Annotated in this window: 16 protein-coding genes and 1 pseudogene; 10 read left to right on the forward strand and 7 right to left on the reverse strand. The window is 73.3% G+C overall.

The features are described from left to right. Positions 1-451: 451 nt before the first annotated feature. Positions 452-2,137: a glycosyltransferase family 4 protein gene (locus NBM05_RS09305; protein ID WP_254166750.1), complete on the reverse strand. Its 1,686-nt coding sequence runs from the start codon at positions 2,135-2,137 to the stop codon at positions 452-454. 380 nt (positions 2,138-2,517) lie between these two features. Between NBM05_RS09305 and NBM05_RS09310 the strand changes: the two genes are divergently transcribed. Both NBM05_RS09310 and NBM05_RS09315 read left to right on the forward strand, forming a co-directional pair. Continuing rightward, positions 2,518-3,036 carry a flavin reductase family protein gene (locus NBM05_RS09310; protein WP_254166751.1) on the forward strand — a complete coding sequence of 173 codons (519 nt, stop codon included), beginning with the start codon at positions 2,518-2,520 and terminating at the stop codon, positions 3,034-3,036. Between the two features lie 407 nt (positions 3,037-3,443). After that, positions 3,444-4,703 (forward strand): acetylornithine deacetylase, encoded by a 1,260-nt coding sequence (locus NBM05_RS09315; RefSeq protein WP_254166752.1) that lies wholly within the window; start codon positions 3,444-3,446, stop codon positions 4,701-4,703. 178 nt (positions 4,704-4,881) lie between these two features. Here NBM05_RS09315 and NBM05_RS09320 read toward each other — a convergent pair whose 3' ends face one another. Both NBM05_RS09320 and NBM05_RS09325 read right to left on the reverse strand, forming a co-directional pair. Next, positions 4,882-5,364: a pyridoxamine 5'-phosphate oxidase family protein gene (locus tag NBM05_RS09320; protein ID WP_254166753.1), complete on the reverse strand. Its 483-nt coding sequence runs from the start codon at positions 5,362-5,364 to the stop codon at positions 4,882-4,884. 93 nt (positions 5,365-5,457) lie between these two features. Then, positions 5,458-6,615 carry a thiamine phosphate synthase gene (locus tag NBM05_RS09325; protein ID WP_309248149.1) on the reverse strand — a complete coding sequence of 386 codons (1,158 nt, stop codon included), beginning with the start codon at positions 6,613-6,615 and terminating at the stop codon, positions 5,458-5,460. Positions 6,616-6,782: 167 nt separating this feature from the next. Here NBM05_RS09325 and NBM05_RS09330 point away from each other — a divergent pair, with 167 nt between their 5' ends. The 4 genes and pseudogenes from NBM05_RS09330 (at position 6,783) to moeB (ending at position 10,572) form a co-directional block, all read left to right on the forward strand. Continuing rightward, positions 6,783-8,033 carry an FAD-dependent oxidoreductase gene (locus NBM05_RS09330; RefSeq protein WP_254166754.1) on the forward strand — a complete coding sequence of 417 codons (1,251 nt, stop codon included), beginning with the start codon at positions 6,783-6,785 and terminating at the stop codon, positions 8,031-8,033. Beyond that, on the forward strand, positions 8,030-8,269 hold the full coding sequence (gene thiS, locus NBM05_RS09335) for a sulfur carrier protein ThiS (RefSeq protein ID WP_254166755.1): 240 nt from the start codon (positions 8,030-8,032) through the stop codon (positions 8,267-8,269). The genes NBM05_RS09330 and thiS overlap by 4 nt, the downstream gene beginning before the upstream one ends. 111 nt (positions 8,270-8,380) lie before the next feature. Then, a pseudogene (locus tag NBM05_RS09340) lies at positions 8,381-9,286 on the forward strand (thiazole synthase). Next, on the forward strand, positions 9,283-10,572 hold the full coding sequence (moeB, locus tag NBM05_RS09345; protein ID WP_254166756.1) for a molybdopterin-synthase adenylyltransferase MoeB: 1,290 nt from the start codon (positions 9,283-9,285) through the stop codon (positions 10,570-10,572). Before NBM05_RS09340 ends, moeB begins: the two are co-directional and overlap by 4 nt. Positions 10,573-10,705: 133 nt before the next feature. On the opposite strand, the gene NBM05_RS09350 is transcribed toward moeB, so the two are convergent. Further along, positions 10,706-11,764 carry an ATP-binding protein gene (locus NBM05_RS09350; protein WP_254166758.1) on the reverse strand — a complete coding sequence of 353 codons (1,059 nt, stop codon included), beginning with the start codon at positions 11,762-11,764 and terminating at the stop codon, positions 10,706-10,708. A 194-nt stretch (positions 11,765-11,958) separates the two neighbouring features. After that, complete coding sequence (locus NBM05_RS09355; RefSeq protein ID WP_254166759.1) at positions 11,959-13,491, reverse strand: tryptophan-rich sensory protein; 1,533 nt, start codon at positions 13,489-13,491, stop codon at positions 11,959-11,961. 106 nt (positions 13,492-13,597) lie between these two features. On the opposite strand from NBM05_RS09355, the gene NBM05_RS09360 reads away from it, so the two are divergent. Beyond that, positions 13,598-14,251: a CPBP family glutamic-type intramembrane protease gene (locus NBM05_RS09360; RefSeq protein ID WP_254166760.1), complete on the forward strand. Its 654-nt coding sequence runs from the start codon at positions 13,598-13,600 to the stop codon at positions 14,249-14,251. A gap of 160 nt (positions 14,252-14,411) precedes the next feature. Continuing rightward, complete coding sequence (locus tag NBM05_RS09365) at positions 14,412-15,863, forward strand: asparagine synthase-related protein (RefSeq protein WP_254166761.1); 1,452 nt, start codon at positions 14,412-14,414, stop codon at positions 15,861-15,863. Positions 15,864-15,950: 87 nt separating this feature from the next. Here NBM05_RS09365 and NBM05_RS09370 read toward each other — a convergent pair whose 3' ends face one another. Both NBM05_RS09370 and NBM05_RS09375 read right to left on the reverse strand, forming a co-directional pair. Beyond that, positions 15,951-16,745 carry a nitroreductase family protein gene (locus tag NBM05_RS09370; protein ID WP_254166762.1) on the reverse strand — a complete coding sequence of 265 codons (795 nt, stop codon included), beginning with the start codon at positions 16,743-16,745 and terminating at the stop codon, positions 15,951-15,953. Positions 16,746-16,748: 3 nt separating this feature from the next. After that, positions 16,749-17,150: a hypothetical protein gene (locus NBM05_RS09375; protein WP_254166764.1), complete on the reverse strand. Its 402-nt coding sequence runs from the start codon at positions 17,148-17,150 to the stop codon at positions 16,749-16,751. 252 nt (positions 17,151-17,402) lie between these two features. On the opposite strand from NBM05_RS09375, the gene NBM05_RS09380 reads away from it, so the two are divergent. Together NBM05_RS09380 and NBM05_RS09385 are read left to right on the forward strand one after the other, a co-directional pair. Continuing rightward, positions 17,403-18,584: a zinc-dependent alcohol dehydrogenase gene (locus NBM05_RS09380; RefSeq protein WP_254166766.1), complete on the forward strand. Its 1,182-nt coding sequence runs from the start codon at positions 17,403-17,405 to the stop codon at positions 18,582-18,584. Positions 18,585-18,783: 199 nt separating this feature from the next. After that, positions 18,784-20,061, forward strand: coding sequence for a glycosyltransferase (locus NBM05_RS09385; RefSeq protein ID WP_254166767.1), 1,278 nt, complete (start codon positions 18,784-18,786; stop codon positions 20,059-20,061). Positions 20,062-20,086 lie beyond the last annotated feature (25 nt).

Genomic DNA, 20,086 nt, shown 5'->3' on the forward strand with positions numbered 1-20,086 from the left:
CGCATCGTGGCCGCCTCGCCGCGGAGGCGGCGCCGGAGACCGCGGTCCGGCGCGGACGTCCCCGACGTCGCGGGCGCGTCCAGGGTCTTCAGCGTCTCGGCGGTCCGCCCCGCCTTCCACAGGGCGCGGGCGCGCGTGGCCGCGGGCAGGTCCCCGAGGTCCGGTCCACGCCGCCCACCACCAGGGCCACCTCGGCGGCCAGGCGGCGCCCCGGGGTCCCGGCGGGGCGCTCAGGGCGCGGCGGCACAGCTCGCGGGCCCGGGCCTCCCCGCCTTCCAGGTAGGCGGCCAGGGCGCGCGCGCCGGTGACCGGAATCGCGCCGATGCCGACGCCGAGCGCCCGCGCGGCGCGGCGCGGCACCCTGCGGGACCCCTGCACCACGAGGTGCACGGGGTCGTCGACGGCGTGCTGGGCCAGGGTCCGCCCCATCAGCACGAGGTTGCGGAGGAGGCTACGAGGCATTGCGGTACTCGACCTCGTCGGACCGGGCGGGGTCGAGGGTCCCGCGGTGCCGGGCGAGGGAGGTCGACTCCGGCCGCCGAGGAGCGCCGGTGGGCTCGGCGCGGCCCGCGCCCTCCGGGGCTCGGGAGGCCGCACCCTCCGGCGCGCGGGAGACGGGGGCGCCGGCCGCGGTACCAGTGCGGCCGGCGGCGTCGTCCACGGATCCCGCGTCCGAGGCGCGGGGCCCCTCGGTGCTCCCGCGCAGCGAGGCGGGGATCGCCCGGGCCGCGCGGTGCCCGCGGTGCGCGGCCTCCAGCAGGCGGAGGTAGCGGGCACTGAGGTCCTTGTTGTCGGTGTGCTCGGCCACCCAGCGGCGGCCCGCGCCGCCGTGGTCCAGCACGGAGCGGTCCGCGGCGGCCTCCATCCAGTGGCGGGCCAGGGCCTTGGCGTCCCCGGGGGCGGCGACGAAGCCGGCGTCGGCGGCCCGGACGATCTCCGCCGACTCCCCCGAGACCAGCGCCGAGACGTGCACGTTGGTGGCCAGCAGCTCGTACAGCTTGGAGGGAACGGTCCAGCGGAAGGGTGCCCAGTCGCGGAGGGAGACGGCCACGGTGTCGGCCCAGCCGTAGTGCTCCGCGACCTCCCGGTGCGGCACGGGGTCCAGGAAGGTGATGTCCGCCAGGGACTCGCGGGCGCGCTCTTCGAGGGCCTCCCGCTCGGCGCCGGCGCCGACGAAGCGCAGCCGGAGGTCGACACCGCCCGCGCTGGCCATCCCCGCGGCGTCGATGATTGCGGAGAGCCCCTGGCTGCGGCCCAGGGTGCCGAGGTAGAGGACCTTGAGGGTGCGGCGGGCGGGGGCGGTCGCGCCGTCCGGGTCCGTGCCGGGCTCTGTGGCGGAGGATGCAGACTTCGCGGCGGAGAGATCGGGCTCCGCGGTCGAAGGGGTGAGCCCTGCAGCCGAGGGGGCGGTCCCCGCCGCGGAAGGCCCGGATTCCGCGTCCGAGGGGCCAGGTTCCGCGACGGACGCCAGCCGGCGCGCGGCGGGGGCCAGGTCCGGCGTGGTGCTGAGGTCGGCGCCGTTGCGGATGACCGTGACGGACTCGACGCCGCGGGCCGCCAGGATCCCCGCGAAGCGCGAGCTGGTGGTCACCACCTGGTGGGACCCCAGCTGCAGGCGGGTCACCCAGCGGTGCGTGAGGCTCCGCAGGGCCCCCGTGATGCCCCTGCCCTGGGAGATCCCGGGGGTGAAGGTGACCAGGTCGGGCCAGGCGTCCCGCATCTCGACCACCAGCGGCGCCCGCAGCAGGCGCGCGGCGACGTGACCCGCGAACAGGGAGGTCAGGGCGGGGACGGTGGTGATGACGACGTCGTGCCCGCCCCCGGCGCGGAGCAGGCCCATCGTGAGGCTCTGGAGGCTGACGTAGAAGTGATCGAGGGTCCGGGTCAGGACGTCCTTGCCGTGCGGGAGGTAGGGCATGCGGATCACGGTCTCGCCGTGCTCGCCGGTCTCGCGCCGGTAGGGGCGCCGGCCCGCCCGCATGGCCTCCGTGAGGTCCGGGTGCGGGTAGTGCGGCATGGAGGTGAGGACGGTGACCTCGTGCCCGAGCGCCCGCCACTCCCTGACCAGCGCCGACCACCGGCGCTGAGGGGCGCCGATCTCGGGAGCGTAGTAGTGGGAGAGGAGGAGGATCCTCACGCGATCCGCCGCCGGCCCGCGGCCGGTGCCTCCAGGATGTGTGCCACTGCGAAAGTTCCTCATGCGATGGGGTGCCGTCCTCGGGCCGCCGGGTGCGGCGCCCTCGTGACGCGTGCGAGATGCCGATCCCTACCGGTCGGTAGGCATCCATCCGCAGTCTAGGCAAAAAAACGCCTCACGTGCAGGTCTTTCTCAGAATCCCCGGTCAGAGCGCTTATCATCCGCGGGAGCGTGCGACGAAAAGATGACGCCGGCATGTCCTCCGGCGTCACGATGACGCCCCGCCTTCCTCGCCCACCGGGACCGCCCTATCCTGGCTGTGAGCCACCGGGCCGCCCGGTGGCCGCCTCACGTATTCGTCGCGGACGCAAAGGACCAGCATGAGCGTCACTCCCGAGCCCGGATCGCCGATCAGCGAGCTCTTCAAGGAGGCCTTCGGCCACCACCCGGCCGGGGTCGCCATCATCACCGCGGACAGCGAGGAGGGGCCGGTGGGCCTGACCGCCTCCTCGGTCACCTCGATCTCCGCCTCGCCCGCGATCCTGGGCTTCTCCCTCGCGGCGCAGCGGGGCTCGGCCGTCCACGTCGCGGAGGCCGAGACCTTCCTGGTCCACCTGCTCGACGCCGAGAACGTCCAGCTGGCCAGGACCTTCGCGACCCACGGCGCGCCCCGCTTCGACGAGTCGATGAACTGGGAGACGCTGCCCACCGGCGAGCCCCTCCTGACCGACGTCCGCCGCGTCCTGCGCTGCCGCCCGCTCACCAAGGCCCAGGCGGGCCCCGCCCTGGTCTTCACGGCCGAGGTCCTCGAGGCCACCCGCCACGACCTCTCCGGGACCCCGCTGGTCTACCACCGGCGCACGTTCCACTCGCTCGGCGAGGGCACCTACGTCATCTGAGGCGCCCGACGCCGGCCGGTCGCCCGGGGATCTCACCCGGGTGAGATGCCGACCAGGCCGTTTGCACATTTCCGCGCCGGATGCTCCGCGAACGCCCCAGGTCCACGGAACTGAGACGAACACCCCACTCCCCGACCCCTTCATAAATCTTCACAAAGATCGGTGACGTGGGCGATGAAGTAGCGTGAAGTTGGCGGGTTGTCGTGAGGGCCTGCGGGACTGCTCGATGCAAATGTTGGTCGATCCCCCCATAGTGACTGCATTTTTCCGACTCTCCCGTTGACCTTTCCCCCAAGTAGGCATAGGCCGCACGGCAACCCGCTTCTCCGCGCCCGGAACCCGCCCTCCCCCACGCCCGCCGGGCCCGCGACGTCGGGCGCCCGGCCGCCGGGGTTAGGCTGATCCGTATGGCTCAGAACGCGAACGCACCCCAGCACACGCCCGCTTCCCTCCCCTGGACCGAGAAGCTGATCCGCATCCCGACCGTCAGCTACGAGTCCAACCTCGAGCTGATCGAGGTCCTCGAGGCGGAGTTCTCCCGGCACGGGATCGAGAGCCACCGCAGCTACTCCGAGGACCGCACCCGCGCCAACCTCTTCGCGACCGTCCCGGCCGCCGACGGGGGCACCAGCGGAGGCGTCGTGATCTCCGGGCACACCGACGTCGTGCCCGTGGAGGGCCAGCCGTGGGACACCGACCCCTTCGAGCCGGTCCTCCGGGACGGGCGCCTCTACGGCCGCGGGTCCTCGGACATGAAGTCCTACATCGGCGCGGCGATGTGGCTGCTGCCCCGGATCGCGGAGGCCGAGCTGGCCGAGCCGATCCACTTCGCCTTCTCCTACGACGAGGAGCCCGGCTGCCTGGGCGCGCCGCGCATGATCGAGGAGTTCGGCGCGCGCGGGATCCGCCCGGAGTACTGCGTGGTCGGCGAGCCGACGCTCATGAACGTCATCCAGGCCCACAAGTCGCCCCAGCGCGGGCGCATCACCTTCCGCGGCGTGCCCAAGCACTCCTCGATGGCGCCCTACGGCGTCAACGCGGTGCACTACGCCGGCGAGTTCATCCACTTCTACAAGGGGATCGCGGACGCGTGGCGCGAGTCCGGCCCCTTCGACGAGGGCTTCGGCATCACGCACACCACCGGCGGGGTGAACTTCGCGCGCGGCGGGATCGCCTACAACATCGTGGCCGAGGAGTGCGTGCTCGAGTACGACTTTCGCGCGATCCCCGCGACCCCGCCGGACGAGATCCGGGCCCGCATCGAGGCGTTCCTCTTCGAGGAGCTCGAGCCGGCCATGCGGCGCGAGGTCGAGCGCGTCCGGGGGCTCGGCGGGGCGGACGAGGCCGCGCTCGACGCCGTCGGGATCTCGCTGGAGATCCTCGCCGACGTCCCCGGCCTGAACACCGCCGACGACGACCCCGCGATCGCGCTGGGCGAGGAGCTCGGCGGCGTGCGCGGCGGCCCCGGGCCCGACGGCACCCCGCTGCCCTCCCGCGTGCCCTACGGCACCGAGGGCGGTCAGTTCCAGGCGGCCGAGATCCGCACGATCGTGTGCGGCCCCGGCGACATCGCGCAGGCGCACACCGCGAACGAGTGGATCGAGCTGTCGCAGATTGAGGCGTGCGAGAAGTTCCTGGAGGCCGTGCTGGAGCGGGCGCGGGCTTAGGGGCCGGGTGCCGCCCCGGTCCGGGGCGGCTTACCGATCCGGGGGCGGTGCGGGGCCAGGGTCGAGCTCTCCCCCCGATGCGGCGTCGCCGGGGCTCGGACGCGACCGGGGCGGGGACGCCTCGCGTCCCCGCCCCGTGACGAGCCCCGGCCCACAACGGGCCGGGCGCCTCGGCCTGCTACAGCTCCGTGGTGCCGCTGCCCCCGGCGGGGCGCTGCCCGGTGACCTTGGCCTTGACCAGCTCTGCGATCGAGGCGACCTTGCCGCCCGGCTGGCCCCAGAACTGCGCCGAGTCGCCGACCACGCGGATCAGGCCCAGGTTCGGGTCGTCCTTGCCGCCGTCGAACCACTTGGAGACGTCGTCGTTCCACAGCTCCTCGATCTTGGACCGGTCGTCCTCGAAGACCGCGCGCCCGGCCACCGAGAGCCAGGATCCGGTCTCGGCGAAGGCGAGGTTGACCTCGGGGTTGGTGCGCAGCTCGTCGGCCTGCTCGCCCCGAAGCCCGATGAAGAACCAGACGTCGGCGTCGTCGGTGACCTCCTGCGGCGTCATCGGGTGGGAGTGCAGCTTGCCGTCGTGCGCGATGCAGGTGAGCATGGCCAGCCGCTCGCCCCGCATGATCTCGACGACCTTGTCCTGGTTCAGCTCTGACTCTGACATGGTTCCTCCTCGGTCGAAAATGCCTGTGACGCCAGTCAACCCGACGCGATGGCCGATGGGAATGGATTCGGCTCTCCGCGAGAAGACCGCCCGTTACAGCGCGGGAAGCGCCTCGCGCAGGCTACGCGCGGCGGTCTCCGGGTCGGCGGCCTCGGTGATCGCGCGGACCACGACGACTCGTCCCGCGCCCGCCTCGACCACCTCGCCCACGGTCACGGCGTCCACGCCGCCGATCGCGAAGAACGGCTTGCCGGCCGTCGTCGTCGACCCCTTGTCCGTGGTGGGGCCCATGCCGGCCACCTCGCCCCCGGTCATCACGTCCCGGGCCGTCACCTGCGCCGCGAAGGCGGGCAGGCCCAGGCCGACGGCCGTGCGCCCCGGCTTGGTGGGGGTCTCCCAGACGGGGCCGGTGCAGAAGTAGTCGGTCTCGGGGTCCTGCGCCGCGCGGGTGACCTGGTGGCGGTCGTGGCACGAGCGGCCGACCACCACCTCGGGGCCCAGCAGGGTCCTGACCTGGGCGGAGGTCAGGTCGGTCTGCCCCACGTGGAACACGTCGACCCCGGCCAGGAGCGCGACGTCGGCCCGGTCGTTGGCCGCCGAGAGGCCGCCGTGACGACTCGCCACCTTCCCGAGCAGCCGCAGCGCCTCGAGCTCCGCTTGGACGGAGACCTTCTTGTCCCTGACCTGGATGATGTCGACGCCGCCGCGGAAGCAGGCCTCGAAGAACCGCTCCAGAGCCCCGGCGTCGAGCGCCTCGACCGTCTCACCGTCGGAGGGCTCGATGAGGTAGCGCTGCAGGTCGGTGCAGAGGTACAGCCGGGCGCCCTCGAGCCGGCGGCGCCGCCACGCGCCGTCGCGGTCGGGCTGGGGCTCGGGCCGCCCCGCCGTCCCGGGGGACTCCGCGCCGGCCTCCGACGGGTCGGCGGGGAGGAACTGGGTCGAGCGCGAGGCCATGGGACGGAAACCGGTGCCGCGGACGGCGTAGGGGTCGACGTCGAAGTCGTCGTCGTACGGGTCGGGGTGCGGGGGGCGGGACGACGACTCGTGCCCGGGACGCGACGACTCGCGGTCGGAGGAGGCCGCTGCGCGACCGGCGGGTGACGACTCGCCAACGGGCTGCGACGACTCGCCAAGGGGCCGCGACGGCTCCCCAACGGGCTGCGACGGCTCGCGGCGGGGCGCCGGGGCCTCCCGGTCGAAGGGCTCGGGTGACTGGTCGCCGGTGGGCCGGTGGCCGGAGGAAGAACTCATGGAGCCCACAGTAGAGCACCGGTCCCGCCCGGGGTGATGCGCCCCACGCGCGAAGTTCCGTACACTGGTGGGGACACATGGGAGTCCGGGCAGGCCGGGCTGAGAGGGCGAAGCCGCCGACCATCAGTACTCGATGCGGGTCATGCCGCCGTGAGGAGATCAATCCAGTGCGAATCGCCGTGGTGGGCGCCGGGATCGTCGGCGTGCAGACCGCGTGGCAGCTGCGTCGCCGCGGCCACCGGGTCGTCGTCGTCAGCCCGGACGTCGGGGAGGGCGCCAGCTGGGCCGCCGCCGGCATGCTGGCCCCGGTCAGCGAGGTCCAGTACGGGCAGGAGCGCCTCTACCCGCTGATGATGCAGGCGCGCGACGAGTACCCGCCGCTGATCGCGGACCTCGAGCGCGCGACGCCTCGCCCCCACGGCTACCTCGAGAACGGGACCGTGCTGCTGGGCTGGGACGCCGCCGACCGGCGCAGCATCGCGGACCGGGCCCAGGTCCAGCGCGAGCACGGCATGGCGGTCGCCGACCTGGCCGGCCGTGCGCTGCGCCGCGCCGAGCCCGCCCTCAATCCCCAACTGACCAGCGGATACGCCGCCCCCGGCGATCAGCAGGTGGATCCCCGCCTGCTGATCGGGGCGCTCACGGACGCGCTCGGGCGGGACCTCGACCCCGCGGCCTTCCCCGGAGCCGGACCGGCCGCGGAGTGGGTGCGCGGCGCAGTCGAGCGCATCGATGCGGCGGGCGAGGAAGGCTGGAGGCTGACCCTCGCGGCGGGTGGCGACTCGTCACCCGCTGCCGCCCAGAAGTCACCCGGCACCTCGCGGACCCTCTCGGCCGACCGCGTCCTGGTCGCGGCCGGGATGGGGTACGGGCGGATCGCCGGCGTCACCGAGCGGCTGCCCCTGGACCTCCGCCCGGTCCACGGTGACGTCCTGCGGCTCAGGCTCGTCCCCGGCCAGCTGCTGCCCGGCGAGGACCACCTGATCAGCGCCACGATCCGCGCCACCGTCCGCGGCCGCCAGGTCTACCTGGTCCCGCGCGGCGACGGCGGCCTGGTGATCGGCGCGAGCGTGCGGGAGGACCGCCTCGAGGGGGTCAGCGCCGGCGGCGTCCAGGAGCTGCTCGACGACGCCGTGACCGTCCTGCCGGCCGTGAAGGACATGGAGCTGGTGGAGATGACGGCCCGCGCCCGCCCGGGCACCCCCGACGACATCCCGTACCTCGGCCGCGTCCCCGGGGCCGAGGGCGTCGTCGTCTCCACGGGGTACTCCCGCCACGGCATCCTCCTCGCCCCGCTCGGCGCCCGGCTCGCGGCCGACCTGCTCACCGACCGGCCCCTCGGGGACCACGACGCCGCGCTGCTGGCCGGCATGGACCCCGCTCGCTTCAGCCCCTCCCTCGAAAGGACCCCCGCATGATCACCGTGACCATCAACGGCGACGCCGTGGAGCTGCCCGACGACTCGACCGTCGTGGACGCCGTCGCCGCCACGCTCGACCGCGAGCTGGACCCCGACGGGCGCCCGTCCGACGGCGGCCGCCTCGGCGTCGCCGTCTCGCTCGACGCCGCCGTGGTGCCGCGCAGTGCCTGGGCCTCGACGACGCTCGCCCCCGACGCGGAGATCGAGCTCGTCACGGCGGTCCAGGGCGGCTGACTGGCGCCCGAGCTCCACGCCGGCATCCGAGCGCCACGCCGGCGCCCGGGATCGACGACTCGTCACCGACGCGCAAGACCGACCGCTTCACCGCCTCACTCAGGAGAGACCATGACCACGCAGACCGACCCCCAGGGGACCGCGACCCTGCCGAACGCCGGACGGGCGCCGTCGGAGGCCGCCGCCCCGCCCCCGCTGACCATCGGCGGGTACACGCTGCAGAACCGCCTGATCATGGGCACCGGCGGCGCCACCGACCTCGCCGCTCTGGAGGACGCGCTCGTCGCCTCTCGGACCACGCTGACCACGGTGGCCGTCCGCCGCTACAGCCCCGAGGCCAAGACCAGCGTCTTCGCGATGCTCGAGCGGCTCGGCATCGACATCCTGCCCAACACGGCCGGCTGCTACACCGCCCGGGACGCGATCCTCACCGCCCACCTCGCCCGCGAGGCGCTCGAGACGAACCTCGTCAAGGTCGAGGTCATCGCCGACGAGCGGACGCTGCTGCCCGACGTCGTCGAGACCCTGGAGGTCACCGAGCGGCTGGCCGCGGAGGGCTTCGTCCCGTTCGTCTACACCACCGACGACCCCGCCGTGGCCCTGCGCCTCGAGCAGGCCGGCGCGGCCGCGGTCATGCCCATGGGCTCGCCCATCGGGACCGGGCTGGGCATTCTGAACCCCTACAACATCGAGCTCATCGCGAGCCGCGCCTCGGTGCCGGTGGTCGTGGACGCCGGGATCGGCACCGCTTCGGAGGCCGCGCAGGCCATGGAGCTGGGGTGCGACGCCGTGCTGGTCGCCAGCGCCGTGACCCGGGCCCGCGAGCCGCGCGCGATGGGCCGGGCGATGAGCCTCGCCGTCGAGTCCGGTTAGCTCGCGCGCGGGGCGGGCCGCATCCCGCGCCGCGCGGAGGCCCTCGCCTCCTCGCCCCACGAGGGCCGGGTGACGTCCGACGACGCCGCGGCGGGCAACGCCCCGCACGACGCCGCCCGCCCCGGGGCGGAGGGCACCCGATGAGCGACCTGAGCGGGCTCAGCGACTCGCAGCTCGAGCGCTTCCAGCGCCACCTCTCCCTCAGCGGCTTCGGCCCCGAGCCCCAGCAGCGGCTCCTCGACTCCCGGGTGCTCGTGATCGGCGCGGGCGGGCTCGGCGCGCCGGTGCTGACCTACCTGGCGGCGGCCGGCGTCGGGCGCCTGGAGATCGTGGACGACGACGTCGTCGACCGGTCCAACCTGCACCGGCAGGTCATCCACGCGGAGGAGCGGATCGGGGAGCCGAAGACCGCGTCCGCGGCCGGCGTCATGCGCGGGCTGCACCCGGAGGTCGACGTCGTCGAGCACCGCTGCCGCATCACCCCGGACAACGCCCTGGACCTGGTGCGGGACGTGGATCTGGTGATCGACGGCTCGGACAACTTCCTGACGCGCTACGTCGTCTCCGACGCCGCGGAGATCCTCGGCAAGCCGGTGGTCTACGGAGCGATCCTGCGCTTCTCCGGCCAGGTCAGCGTCTTCTGGGCGGGCCGGGGCCCCACCTACCGCGACCTGTACCCCGAGCTGCCCGACCCCCGCGAGGTGCCGACCTGCGCCGAGGCGGGGGTGCTGGGCGTGCTGCCGGGCGTCGTCGGTACCCTCATGGCGACCGAGGCGATCAAGGTGCTCACCGGGATCGGCGAGCCGCTGCTCGGGCGGATCCTGTTCTTCGACGCCCTCGCGGCGAGCTTCCGGGAGCTGGCCCTGGCGCCGGACCCCGGGCGGGCCCGGGTGGAGGAGGTCGGCGCGGACCTGGGGCCGCTGCTGGAGACCGCGTCCGCGTGCGCCGTGGGCGGCGGCGAATCCGGGGCGGCCGGCTCGTCCGCGGCGGCCGGCGGTGATGGGGAAGCCGGCGGCGATGCCGGTAACGGCGCCGAGGCGGGCACCGGCGTCGACGCGGGCACCGGCACCACCACCGCGGGCACCGACGCCGACGCTGGCGCCGAGATCTCCCCCGCGCGCCTGCGCGAGCTCCTGTCCGGCGCACCCGGCGGCACCGCGGTGCGCCTCCTCGACGTGCGCGAGGGCTGGGAGCACCGCCTGGGCGCGATCCCGGACGCCCTGCACGTCCCGCTCGGCGGGATCGTCGAGTCGGGCGGGGACCTGCCCGCGCTGGAGCCGCTGGGCCTGGGGGAGGACGCCGACGTCGTCGTGGTCTACTGCAAGGCCGGGGTCCGCTCCCGCCGCGCTCAGGACGTGCTGCGGGAGCGGTACCCGCAGGCGCGCCTGCTGAGCCTGGCGGGAGGGTACGACGCCTGGTCCCGCGGCTGAGGCCCGCGGGGGCATGGGAAGAGGGCCTGGGGGCACCTCGCACCGGAGAAGCGGCGGTGGCACGGGCCATCCGATTCAGCTCGGCCGGCCACGCCCGGTCCGGCCTGGCCACCCACCCGGCCCGCCCGCCGGCCTAGGCGCGGGCGCCGGCCCGCTCCCGCGAGGCACGGGCCACCATCTCCTCGACCATCGCGCGCGCGACGTTGACGGGCTCCCCGTAGGCCGGCAGATGGTGCACCGAGATGTTCCCGCCCACGTTCATCTCCAGGACCACGGCGTTCTCGGCGCTGTCCGGCGAGGTGATCAGGAAGTCGACCCCGGCGGCCCCGAGGCCCGGGATCGCCCCCACGGCGTCGACCGCGATCTTCTTCAGCTCCGGGTCGAGGAGGTCGGTGACGTCGACGTTCTCGCCGCCCTGGTGGAGGTTGACGGTGGGGTTCAGCACCACAATCTCATCCCGCCCGGGGACGGCGGACGGGGGCCGGCCGACGTTCTCGAGCCACTCCCGGTCGACGACGATCGGCATGCGCCCGAGGTACCGGTTCGTCTCCCGCAGGGCCTGCTTGGCCTCCACCAGCTGCTCGACCGTCAGCTCCCCGTCCCCCACGACGAACGGCGGGAGCCGCGTCCCGGCCGCCACGACCGAGGTCCCGACGACGTAGACCCGGACGTCCAACCCGGCCACGTGCTCCTCCACGACGACGGGCGAGTTTCTCCTCGCCGACGCGACGGCCTTCCGCCACGCCGCCCGGAAGTGCTCCTCCGTGCGGATCCCGCAGGTCACACCCTCGCCGCCCCGGCCGTCGGCGGGCTTCACGACGGCGGGAGAGCCGAGCGACCGGAAGAAGGAGAGCGCCTTGCCCGGAGCGTCCTGCGGCAGCGAGACCCCGCGCGGCACGGGCACCCCGGCCGCCGCCAGCAGCTGCTTGGTGAGGCTCTTGGAGCCGCAGACCCTGACCGCCTCGTGGCTCGCCAGGGAGGAGACCATCGAGCGCATCGAGCCCACGACGCCGGCGTCGTCGTAGAAGTAGTATCCGCTCTCGATCTCGCGGACGGTCAGTCCGGCCCGCTCCGCCTCGCCCACCACCAGCTTGTTGTGCGCGCCGGAGCGCCGGTGCGCGTTGAAGGCCAGCCGGCCGAGGACCTTCTCCTCGATGAACCGCTTGACGTGGTGCTGCTCGTAGACGGCCATGCCGGGCCTTTCGACGACGTTCGCTTGCCCCGGGCACGGCGGTTGGACCGGCCGTACCGTCACGGCGGCCGCTCGACGGTGCGCGGTCACGTCCCCCGACCGGCCGCAGGGCCTGCCGAGGGACCTCCCGAGCCTACCGAAGCCGCGGAACGAAGGGCATTTGTGACGTCTCGGGGGCGGCGTCGCCCCTCAGGTCACCGCAGGCGCCCCACCGCCCGCCGGAGCCGCCCCTTCCGGTTCATCCCGGCGATCGTCCCGTTGAGCACGGTCGCGAACCCGTTCCAGACCGCGTAGGGCGCCAGCAGCGCCCCGCGCTGCGGCGCCGACTCCGCGGCCCGGCGCACCAGGTCCGCCGAGCTCACCGCGAGCGCGCCCGCCCACACCGTGGACAGCACCGGCCGCCGGCTGCGGAAGAACATCCCGCACCACCCGGCGTTGAGCACCAGGTTGGTGCCCAGCGCGACCATGTGGCTGCGCGCCTTGCGCACGTTCCCGGCCTCCAGCTCGTCGGCGATCATCAGCGAGGAGATCGCCGCGACGTCGGCGTAGAGCGCGCTCCACACCACCGGGAACACGGCCGTGGGCGGCTGCCAGGCGGGCAGGCGCAGCGAGCGGTACCAGCGGTTCTTCGGGTCTGTCAGCAGGGAGCCGACGGCGGCGCACGCCAGCACCGACCCCGCCGTGACCGCGAACACCCGGGTCCAGCGGCGCGTGTCGACGTTCTCCACGGCCGCGCGGACCGCCTGCTCGAAGGTCTGGTTGCCGCCACCGGGCTTGCCCACGTAGGACTCGATGTCCCGCTCGTGGACCACCGTGTCGTGCAGCAGGCTGCCGATCAGCGGCTTCGCGAGGCTCCGCTTGACCGGGGTGACCAGGGAGATCCAGTGCGAGGCCAGCGAGTTGGTGGTCACCGGCGCCGTCAGCACGACGCGCGGGATCAGCCCCAGCGCCTTCGCGTAGCGCTTCATCATGTCCGCGTACGGGATGGCCTCGGGCCCGCCGACGTCGAAGGTCCGGTTCACGCTGCCGGGCAGGTCCGCGGCGCCCACGAGGTAGTGAATGGCGTCCCGCACCCCGATGGGCGTGATGCGGTTGACGATCCAGAACGGCCCGATCGCCCCGGGCAGCCGCTCGGAGAGGTGGCGGAGCATGTGGAACGAGGACGATCCCTCGCCGATCACGACGCCGGCCTGCAGCGCCGCGGTCGGGACCCCGGAGTCCATGAGCTCCTCCCCCACCTTCACCCGCGACCGCAGGTGCTCGGAGAGCTCCTCGTCCTGCGGGTGCAGGCCGCCGAGGTAGACGATGCGGCCCACGCCCTGGCGCTTCGCGGCGGCGCCGAAGGTGCGGGCCATCGCGGCCTCCTCCTCGACGAAGTCGCTGCCGCCGGACATCGAGTGCATGAGGTACCAGGTGACGTCGACGCCCTCGAGGGCCGCCTCGACGTCGTCGGCGGAGGTCGCGTCGCCCTCGAAGACCTCGACCTGGCCGGGGCCCGCCTCGCGGCCCTCCTGGACGATCTTGTCCCCCCAGGCCATCCCCAGGGCCTTGTCCCGGCTCCGGGACAGGGTCCGCACGGCCCAGCCGCGCTTGAGCAGCTCGGCGGTGACCTGGCTGCCCACGTAGCCGGTGGCGCCGGTGACCATGGCTTTGCGGGTCTCCGCGATCGCCTCGTTCGTGCTCTCGGCCGGTGCTGCGCGCCGGGTGTCGGTGGCGTTCTGGGCCATGGCGAACCTCCTCGTGGTCTGTGATGCCAGTCTATGGTCCGGGACGCCCCGGGAAGGAGACCCCGCTCGCAGACCGGCGGGCCGGTTACGTGCCACACTGGGAGGCATGAATGCGTCGCGGACGACCCTCACCACCTCATCGACGGTGCTGCTGGGCGTCGTCCTGCCCGCCGTGCTGGGCGCGGCGGGGCTCTTCGTCTCCTCGATCGGCGAGCGGGGCGGCACGGTCTTCTACGCCGGCACGTTCTTCACCGCCGTCGTGTACATCGTGACCTGGATCTTTTTCGGCGATCGGCGAACGAGCTTCGAGCGCGCCGAGCCGATCACGGACATCCTGCGCGGCGCCCTGATCGGCCTGGCGCTCATCGCCGTCTTCGTGGTGGGCGCGCTCATGGTCCGCGACGTCGAGGTGCTCTCGGGCCCCGTGGACGGCCTGCTGGACAACGCACGCCTCGGCATCATCTGGCTGACGGTGCTGACCACGACGGTCAACGGCGTCGGCGAGGAGCTGTTCTTCCGCAACGTCGCGGTCCACCGGCTGCCGTGGTCGGAGAACGTCTCCCGGATCGCGTCGGTGGGGCTGTACATGCTGGTCACCGCGAGCATGGGGGTGCCGCTGCTGATCTTCGCGGCCCTGGTCATCGGCGCCGTCGCGCAGTACGAGGCGAAGCGCAGCGGGGCGCTGGCCTCCTCGATCACCCTCCACCTCGTCTGGACGCTCGGCATGCTGCTGGTGCTGCCGCCGATCATCATCCAATAGGGGCGCCCGCGCGGAAGCCGGCGTCGGCTCACGCGGCCCGGAGCGGCCCGCCCGTCATGTTCGGAGTCGCCGGGGACTGCGATTAGCCTGGTAGGACGCTCATCGCGGCGTCGTCGCACGCGACGGAGCCGTTCCAGAACCGGGAAAGGTTGATGCATCCATGTCGCAGGCGTCCGAGGGGTCGGCCACGGTCGAGCTCCCCCGCACCGATCAGATCGACTTCGCCCGCGGCTTCCTGATCAGCCCCGCCGGGCGCACCGCGAGCTTCCCCTCCTGGTGGCGGGAGGAGGCCTTCGACGACGTCGTGGTCGCCTCCGACCCCCGCGTCGAGTGGACGGCGTCGTCCGACGGGACCGTGGCGCTGCTGGGCCACGCCATCGACGTCACGCACGGCGGCCGGGACCTCCGGGAGATCGTGGAGGGCCTGTCCCGCGGCCTGCGGGCGAGCGCGAGCGACTTCCAGGCCGCCGCGGACGTCCTGTGCGGGCGGTTCGTCATCCTGTCCTCCGACGCCGCGGGGACCCACCTGCAGTCCGACGCCGTCGGGCTGCGCAGCACCTTCTTCACCACCGCCGAGCACCCGCCGTACCTCGCCTCCCACGAGGCCCTGGTGGCCCGGCAGATCGACGCGGGCCCGAGCGTCTTCGGCGCGCCCCGCTACCTGCGCGAGAACAACCTGCCGGTCATGCCGGGCCGGGCCACGCGGTACGCCGGCGTCAAGGTCCTCACCCCCAACACCTCGCTGAACCTCCAGAGCCGCGCGACCACGCGCATCTTCGACGGCGGCGGCATCCGGCCGCTCAGCCCGTACGACGCCGCCGGCGTCGTCATCGACGACTCCCACGCCCAGCACGAGGCGCTGCGCCGGATGGCGCCCCTCCGGCTCTCCCTCTCGGCGGGGCTCGACAGCCGCGTGACCGCGGTCCTGCTGCGCCCCCTGCTCGACGACATCGAGTTCTTCACCTACGAGCTGTCCTACCGCCCCCGCACCAACGCCGACCGGTACGACCTGACGGCCTCGAAGGAACTCGCGGAGCGGTTCGGCCTGAACCACCGCGTGTTGGACATCGACTCCCCCGACGTCGACCCGGCGGTCAAGAAGGCCCTGGCCGGGATCTCGGCCAAGAGCCACTCCCGGGCCCTGGCGAGCTCCTACTACGAGCAGCTCCAGGACGGCCTGCACATCCGCTCGCACGTCTACGAGATCGCCCGCTCCTCGTACCGCCGCGGCGGCTTCGAGGACACTCCCCTCACGGGCGCCGGCCTGCTCACCATGGTGAGCAAGCGCAAGAGCACGGACCGGGACGCCGTGGCCGCCTTCGAGGAGTACATCGAGGAGACCGGGTTCGGCGCCGTCGACGCGATGGACCCGCTGGACCTCTTCTACTGGGAGCACCGCGTGGGGTACTGGATGGTGCCGGTGGTCAGCGAGAGCTCGATCGCCCACGAGACGCACGTGCTGATCAACAGCCGGCACACGCTCACGGCCATGCTCGGCATCGAGGAGCCGCTGCGGCGGGTCGGGGCCGTGAGCGACGAGATCGTCACCCGGCTGTGGCCCGAGATGTTCGACCTGCCCGTCAACGGGATGATGCGCTCGCTGACGCGCTGAGGCGGAGCCCCGGCCGGGCCCCGCCGGGGCCGCCCGGTTGCGCGCCGGGGCGGACGACGCCGTTCCGGAAGGACGTCGTCCGACGCCTCACCCCTCGTCCCACCCCTCCTGCGGCGTCCGGCACGTCTCCCGGAAGACGAAGCGGGAGGGCGGGCGCCGCTCACGGCTCGACCAGTCGATGACCGGCCGCCCGGGCTGCTCCGGCACGTAGCCCAGCCGGTACAGTGCCATGAGCTCCAGGTCCTCGGGGATCTCCAGCATCCCCGTGATGCGCTCCCACTGCCCGGGCACCTCCATGGGGAAGGAGATGAACTGGATGCCCATCCCCAGCTCCACCGTGGTCAGCCAGACGTTCTCCATGCTCGCGCCCATGCTGAACTGGCAGTAGAAGTCGGCGAGCGGGTGGGCGTAGCGCTCCCGCCGGTCCAGCATGACGCCGAGGATCAGCGGCGAGCCCGCGACCAGCTTCCGGTTCTCCTCCCCCAGCGTCTGCGGCACCCGCAGCGTGTTCATGGTCCGCTGCCCGGCGGAGGTGAACACCGTGCGGGTGAAGGGGCGCAGCAGCTTGGGCAGCTTGTCGAAGTACATGCCGGAGCGGTGCTCGGCCATCTCCTGGGCGCTGAAGCGGAAGTGGCGCTTGTACCGCTGGAAGAAGGACCCCTCGGAGAGCACCGCGGTCATCGACTCACCGCTGATCCGGGCGATCGACTCGATGGTCTCCCGCTCCTCGATCACCAGGAACCGCCACGGCTGGCTGTTGAACTGCGAGGGCGCCGAGGCCGCCGCCTTGATCAGCAGCCGCTGGTGCTCCTCCGAGACCGGGTCCGGCAGGAACGGCCCGTTGGTGGTGCGGCGGTTGAACAGCGCGTCGAGGAATTCCACGGCTCATCTCCTGGGGGTGGGGTCGGACCGGACGGAGCGGACCCAGAGGGCCAGCGCCGCGAGGTAGAACGGGGCGGCGCTGGAGGCGATCAGGACGTGCCGGCGGGGGCGGCGTCGGGCGTGGGTGCCGAAGCGGGGCAACAGCGCCAGCGGGGCCAGCGCCCCGAGCAGGGCGACGCCGCGGGCGCGGTGGCGCGGGAGGAGCAGGCGGCGGCGAGCGCCGTCGTCGCGCACGTCAGGATGAACAGGCGGGCGTGGACGGCGGGGCAGCCGGTGCCGCCGGAGGCTCGCCGTGCCCACCAGGACGTTGGCGAGGTAGACGGCGCAGGCCACCGGCGTCCACGGGGCGCGGCCCGAGAGCAGCCGGCGCACGACGCCGCGCGCTCGCCTCCCCGTCCCGGCCATGCGATCCCCTCCCCCTTCGTCCTTCGTCCGTTCCCTCGCCGCCGGTGCGGCGGCGCGTCCCTCCGGCCGAAGGTGACCCCGGTCTCCGGTCCATTCTGGCACCGCGCCGCCCCCTACCGCAGGATTGCGACCCGAAACAGCAGGTCAGCCGAAGAAGATTTCCATGCCGAGCCGTCTTGTGCGCCGCGTCATGCCCGGGAAGGATGGAACGTGCCGCCGTCTGGGCGCCCCACCGCACGAGGAGGACACGCCGTGAAAGCACTGACCTGGCAGGGCAAGAGGAACGTCAGCGTGGAGACCGTCCCGGACCCGGGGCTGGTCATGCCCAACGACGCGATCATCGAGGTGACCTCCAGCGCGATCTGCGGCTCCGACCTGCACCTCTATGAGGTCCTCGGCCCGTTCATGGACCAGGGGGACATCCTGGGGCACGAGCCCATGGGCCGGGTCGTGGAGGCCGGGTCCCAGTCCACCCTCTCGGTGGGCGACCGCGTCGTCGTCCCCTTCAACATCTCCTGCGGCTCCTGCTGGATGTGCTCCCGCGGGCTGTACTCGCAGTGCGAGCGGACGCAGATCACCGAGTACGGCTCGGGCGCGGCCCTGTTCGGCTTCTCGAAGCTCTACGGCTCGGTGCCCGGCGGGCAGGCGGAGTACCTGCGGGTCCCGCACGCCGACTTCGGTCCCATCAAGGTCGGCGAGGAGCGGCCCGACCACCGCTACCTCTTTCTGAGCGACATCCTGCCGACCGCGTGGCAGGGCGTGAAGTACGCCGACGTCGGGGAGGGAGACACGCTGGCCGTCTACGGCCTGGGCCCGGTGGGCCAGTTCGCCGCCCGGATCGGCGTGCACCTGGGCGCCCGGGTCTTCGCGCTGGACCCGGTGGAGGAGCGCCGGGAGATGGCCAAGCGCCACGGCGTCGAGGTCTTCGACATCTCGGACGAGAGCCACGAGGCCATCCGCGACGCCACCGAGGGGCGCGGGCCCGACGCCGTGGTGGACGCCGTCGGCATGGAGGGGCACCAGTCCCCGCTGGGCAAGCTCGCCCACCAGGCCGTGGGGCTGCTGCCGGACGCCGCGGGCCAGAAGCTCATGGAGGTCGGCGGGCTGGACCGGCTCTCGGCGCTGCACTCGGCGATCGACCTGGTCCGCCGCGGCGGGACCATCAGCCTGAGCGGCGTCTACGGCGGGCAGGCCGACCCGATGCCGATGCTGACCCTCTTCGACAAGCAGATCCAGCTGCGCATGGGCCAGTGCAACGTCAAGCGGTGGATCGACGAGCTGATGCCCATCGTGGAGGACGCGAGCGACCCGCTGGGCATCGACGACCTGGTGACCCACCGCCTGCCCCTCTCCGAGGCCCCGCGGGGGTACGAGATGTTCCAGAAGAAGACCGACGGCTGCATCAAGGTGGTGCTGGAGCCGCAGGCCGGCTGACCGCCGGGCGTGCGAGGGGCCCGGAGATTCCCCCGGGCCCCTCGGCCGGCCCCTCTCCGCCCCGGAATCCCGCGGTTGCATAGCAGGGCCATGATAGAGTCGGGCGGGGGATGAAACACACCCCACCGACTCACTTCCTCTGGTGGGGCCGTAGCGGGGCGCGTCGGTTCGATTCGTCGTGCCGAAAATCGGGTGATCCGTGTCAGCTGTTCCTCCGAGAACGTACTCCTCTCCTCTCTTTGCCCCCGAGACCCGGTGGCCGGCCCCCTCCGCGGCCGACCCCGCCGGCCTCGACGCCGCCCCCTGGCCGCGCCGTCTGCGCGTGCTGGTGGTCGCGGCCTTCCGCAACCCCCTGACCCAGCCGCACGCGGGCGGGCTCGAGTCCCACGTGTGGACGCTCGTCCGGTCGCTGCGGCAGCGGGGCCACCACGTGGTCCTCGCCGCCCCGGAGGGCTCCGACTTCCTGGAGCACACGCCCCCGGCCCTGGTGTACCCGGCCTTCTCCTGGCCCCCCGACGTCGAGCGCACCGACACCGAGTTGCCCCCCGAGGTCCGCCTGCAGGAGAGCGACGCGCTGCGATCGGTCATGCGCTACGTCGTGGAACACCCCGGGGCGTTCGACGTCGTCCACAACCACAGCCTGAGCCCCGAACCCCACCTGTGGGTGGACCGGCTGCCGATCCCCATGGTCACGACCCTCCACACCCCGCCGCTTCCCGAGCTGTGCCGGGTCATGGACTCCTCCTCTCCCCGCCGCCACCGGTTCCTCGTGGTCTCCCGGTACACCGCGGACTCGTGGGCGCGGGAGGGGGTGCTGGCCGACGTCGTCGAGAACGGGGTCGACACCGCCCTGTGGCCCCCCTCCGAGGGCGGGCCCTCCCTCTGCTGGTTCGGGCGGATCGTGCCGGAGAAGGCGCCGCACCTGGCCATCGAGGTCGCGCGGCACCTGGGGGTTCCGCTCACGCTCGCCGGGCCCGTGGGGGACCCCGCCTACGCCGAGCGGCGGGTCTTCGCGCCCGCGGCAGGCGCCCAGCACCGCGCGCCCGCGGTGGAGTACCTCGGGCCGCTGTGCCAGAAGGAGCTCTCTGAGCTCGTGGGGTCCTCCCTGTGCACGCTGGTCACGCCCGTCTGGGATGAGCCGTTTGGACAGGTCGTGGTGGAGTCGCTGGCCTGCGGCACCCCGGTGGTGGGGATCCGCCGCGGCGGCATGGGCCAGGTCTTCGGCAACGAGGACGACGTCCGATTGGTGGAGCCCTCCCGCTTCGAGGCGCTGCAGGTCGCGCGCCTGGTCAAGGAGACCCGCAAGACCCTGGCCCTGCACCGCCAGGGCGAGGAGCGGGAGCGGCTGCGCCGCCGCGCCCGGTACCGCGCGGTGCGGCACTTCTCGATGGAGGCCGCCGTGGACGCCGTCGAGGAGGTCTACGGCAGCCTCCTGCCCGCGGGGGAACGCACCGCGCCGGGAGCACCCCGGGGCTGAGGCCGAGCCGAGGCCGGGCCGCCCG

Source organism: Rothia santali, from assembly GCF_024199905.1.
Taxonomy (GTDB): Bacteria; Actinomycetota; Actinomycetes; order Actinomycetales; family Micrococcaceae; genus Rothia; species Rothia santali.

What these genes read in the sequence shown, in the direction of transcription:
- NBM05_RS09360 (WP_254166760.1), top strand. Translation starts at nt 13,598, where the DNA reads ATGAATGCGTCGCGGACGACCCTCACCACCTCATCGACGGTGCTGCTG.
- NBM05_RS09365 (WP_254166761.1), top strand. Translation starts at nt 14,412, where the DNA reads ATGTCGCAGGCGTCCGAGGGGTCGGCCACGGTCGAGCTCCCCCGCACC.
- NBM05_RS09310 (WP_254166751.1), top strand. Translation starts at nt 2,518, where the DNA reads ATGAGCGTCACTCCCGAGCCCGGATCGCCGATCAGCGAGCTCTTCAAG.
- NBM05_RS09325 (WP_309248149.1), bottom strand. Translation starts at nt 6,615, where the DNA reads ATGAGTTCTTCCTCCGGCCACCGGCCCACCGGCGACCAGTCACCCGAG.
- NBM05_RS09320 (WP_254166753.1), bottom strand. Translation starts at nt 5,364, where the DNA reads ATGTCAGAGTCAGAGCTGAACCAGGACAAGGTCGTCGAGATCATGCGG.
- NBM05_RS09315 (WP_254166752.1), top strand. Translation starts at nt 3,444, where the DNA reads ATGGCTCAGAACGCGAACGCACCCCAGCACACGCCCGCTTCCCTCCCC.
- NBM05_RS09355 (WP_254166759.1), bottom strand. Translation starts at nt 13,491, where the DNA reads ATGGCCCAGAACGCCACCGACACCCGGCGCGCAGCACCGGCCGAGAGC.
- NBM05_RS09350 (WP_254166758.1), bottom strand. Translation starts at nt 11,764, where the DNA reads ATGGCCGTCTACGAGCAGCACCACGTCAAGCGGTTCATCGAGGAGAAG.
- moeB (WP_254166756.1), top strand. Translation starts at nt 9,283, where the DNA reads ATGAGCGACCTGAGCGGGCTCAGCGACTCGCAGCTCGAGCGCTTCCAG.
- thiS (WP_254166755.1), top strand. Translation starts at nt 8,030, where the DNA reads ATGATCACCGTGACCATCAACGGCGACGCCGTGGAGCTGCCCGACGAC.
- NBM05_RS09375 (WP_254166764.1), bottom strand. Translation starts at nt 17,150, where the DNA reads ATGGCCGGGACGGGGAGGCGAGCGCGCGGCGTCGTGCGCCGGCTGCTC.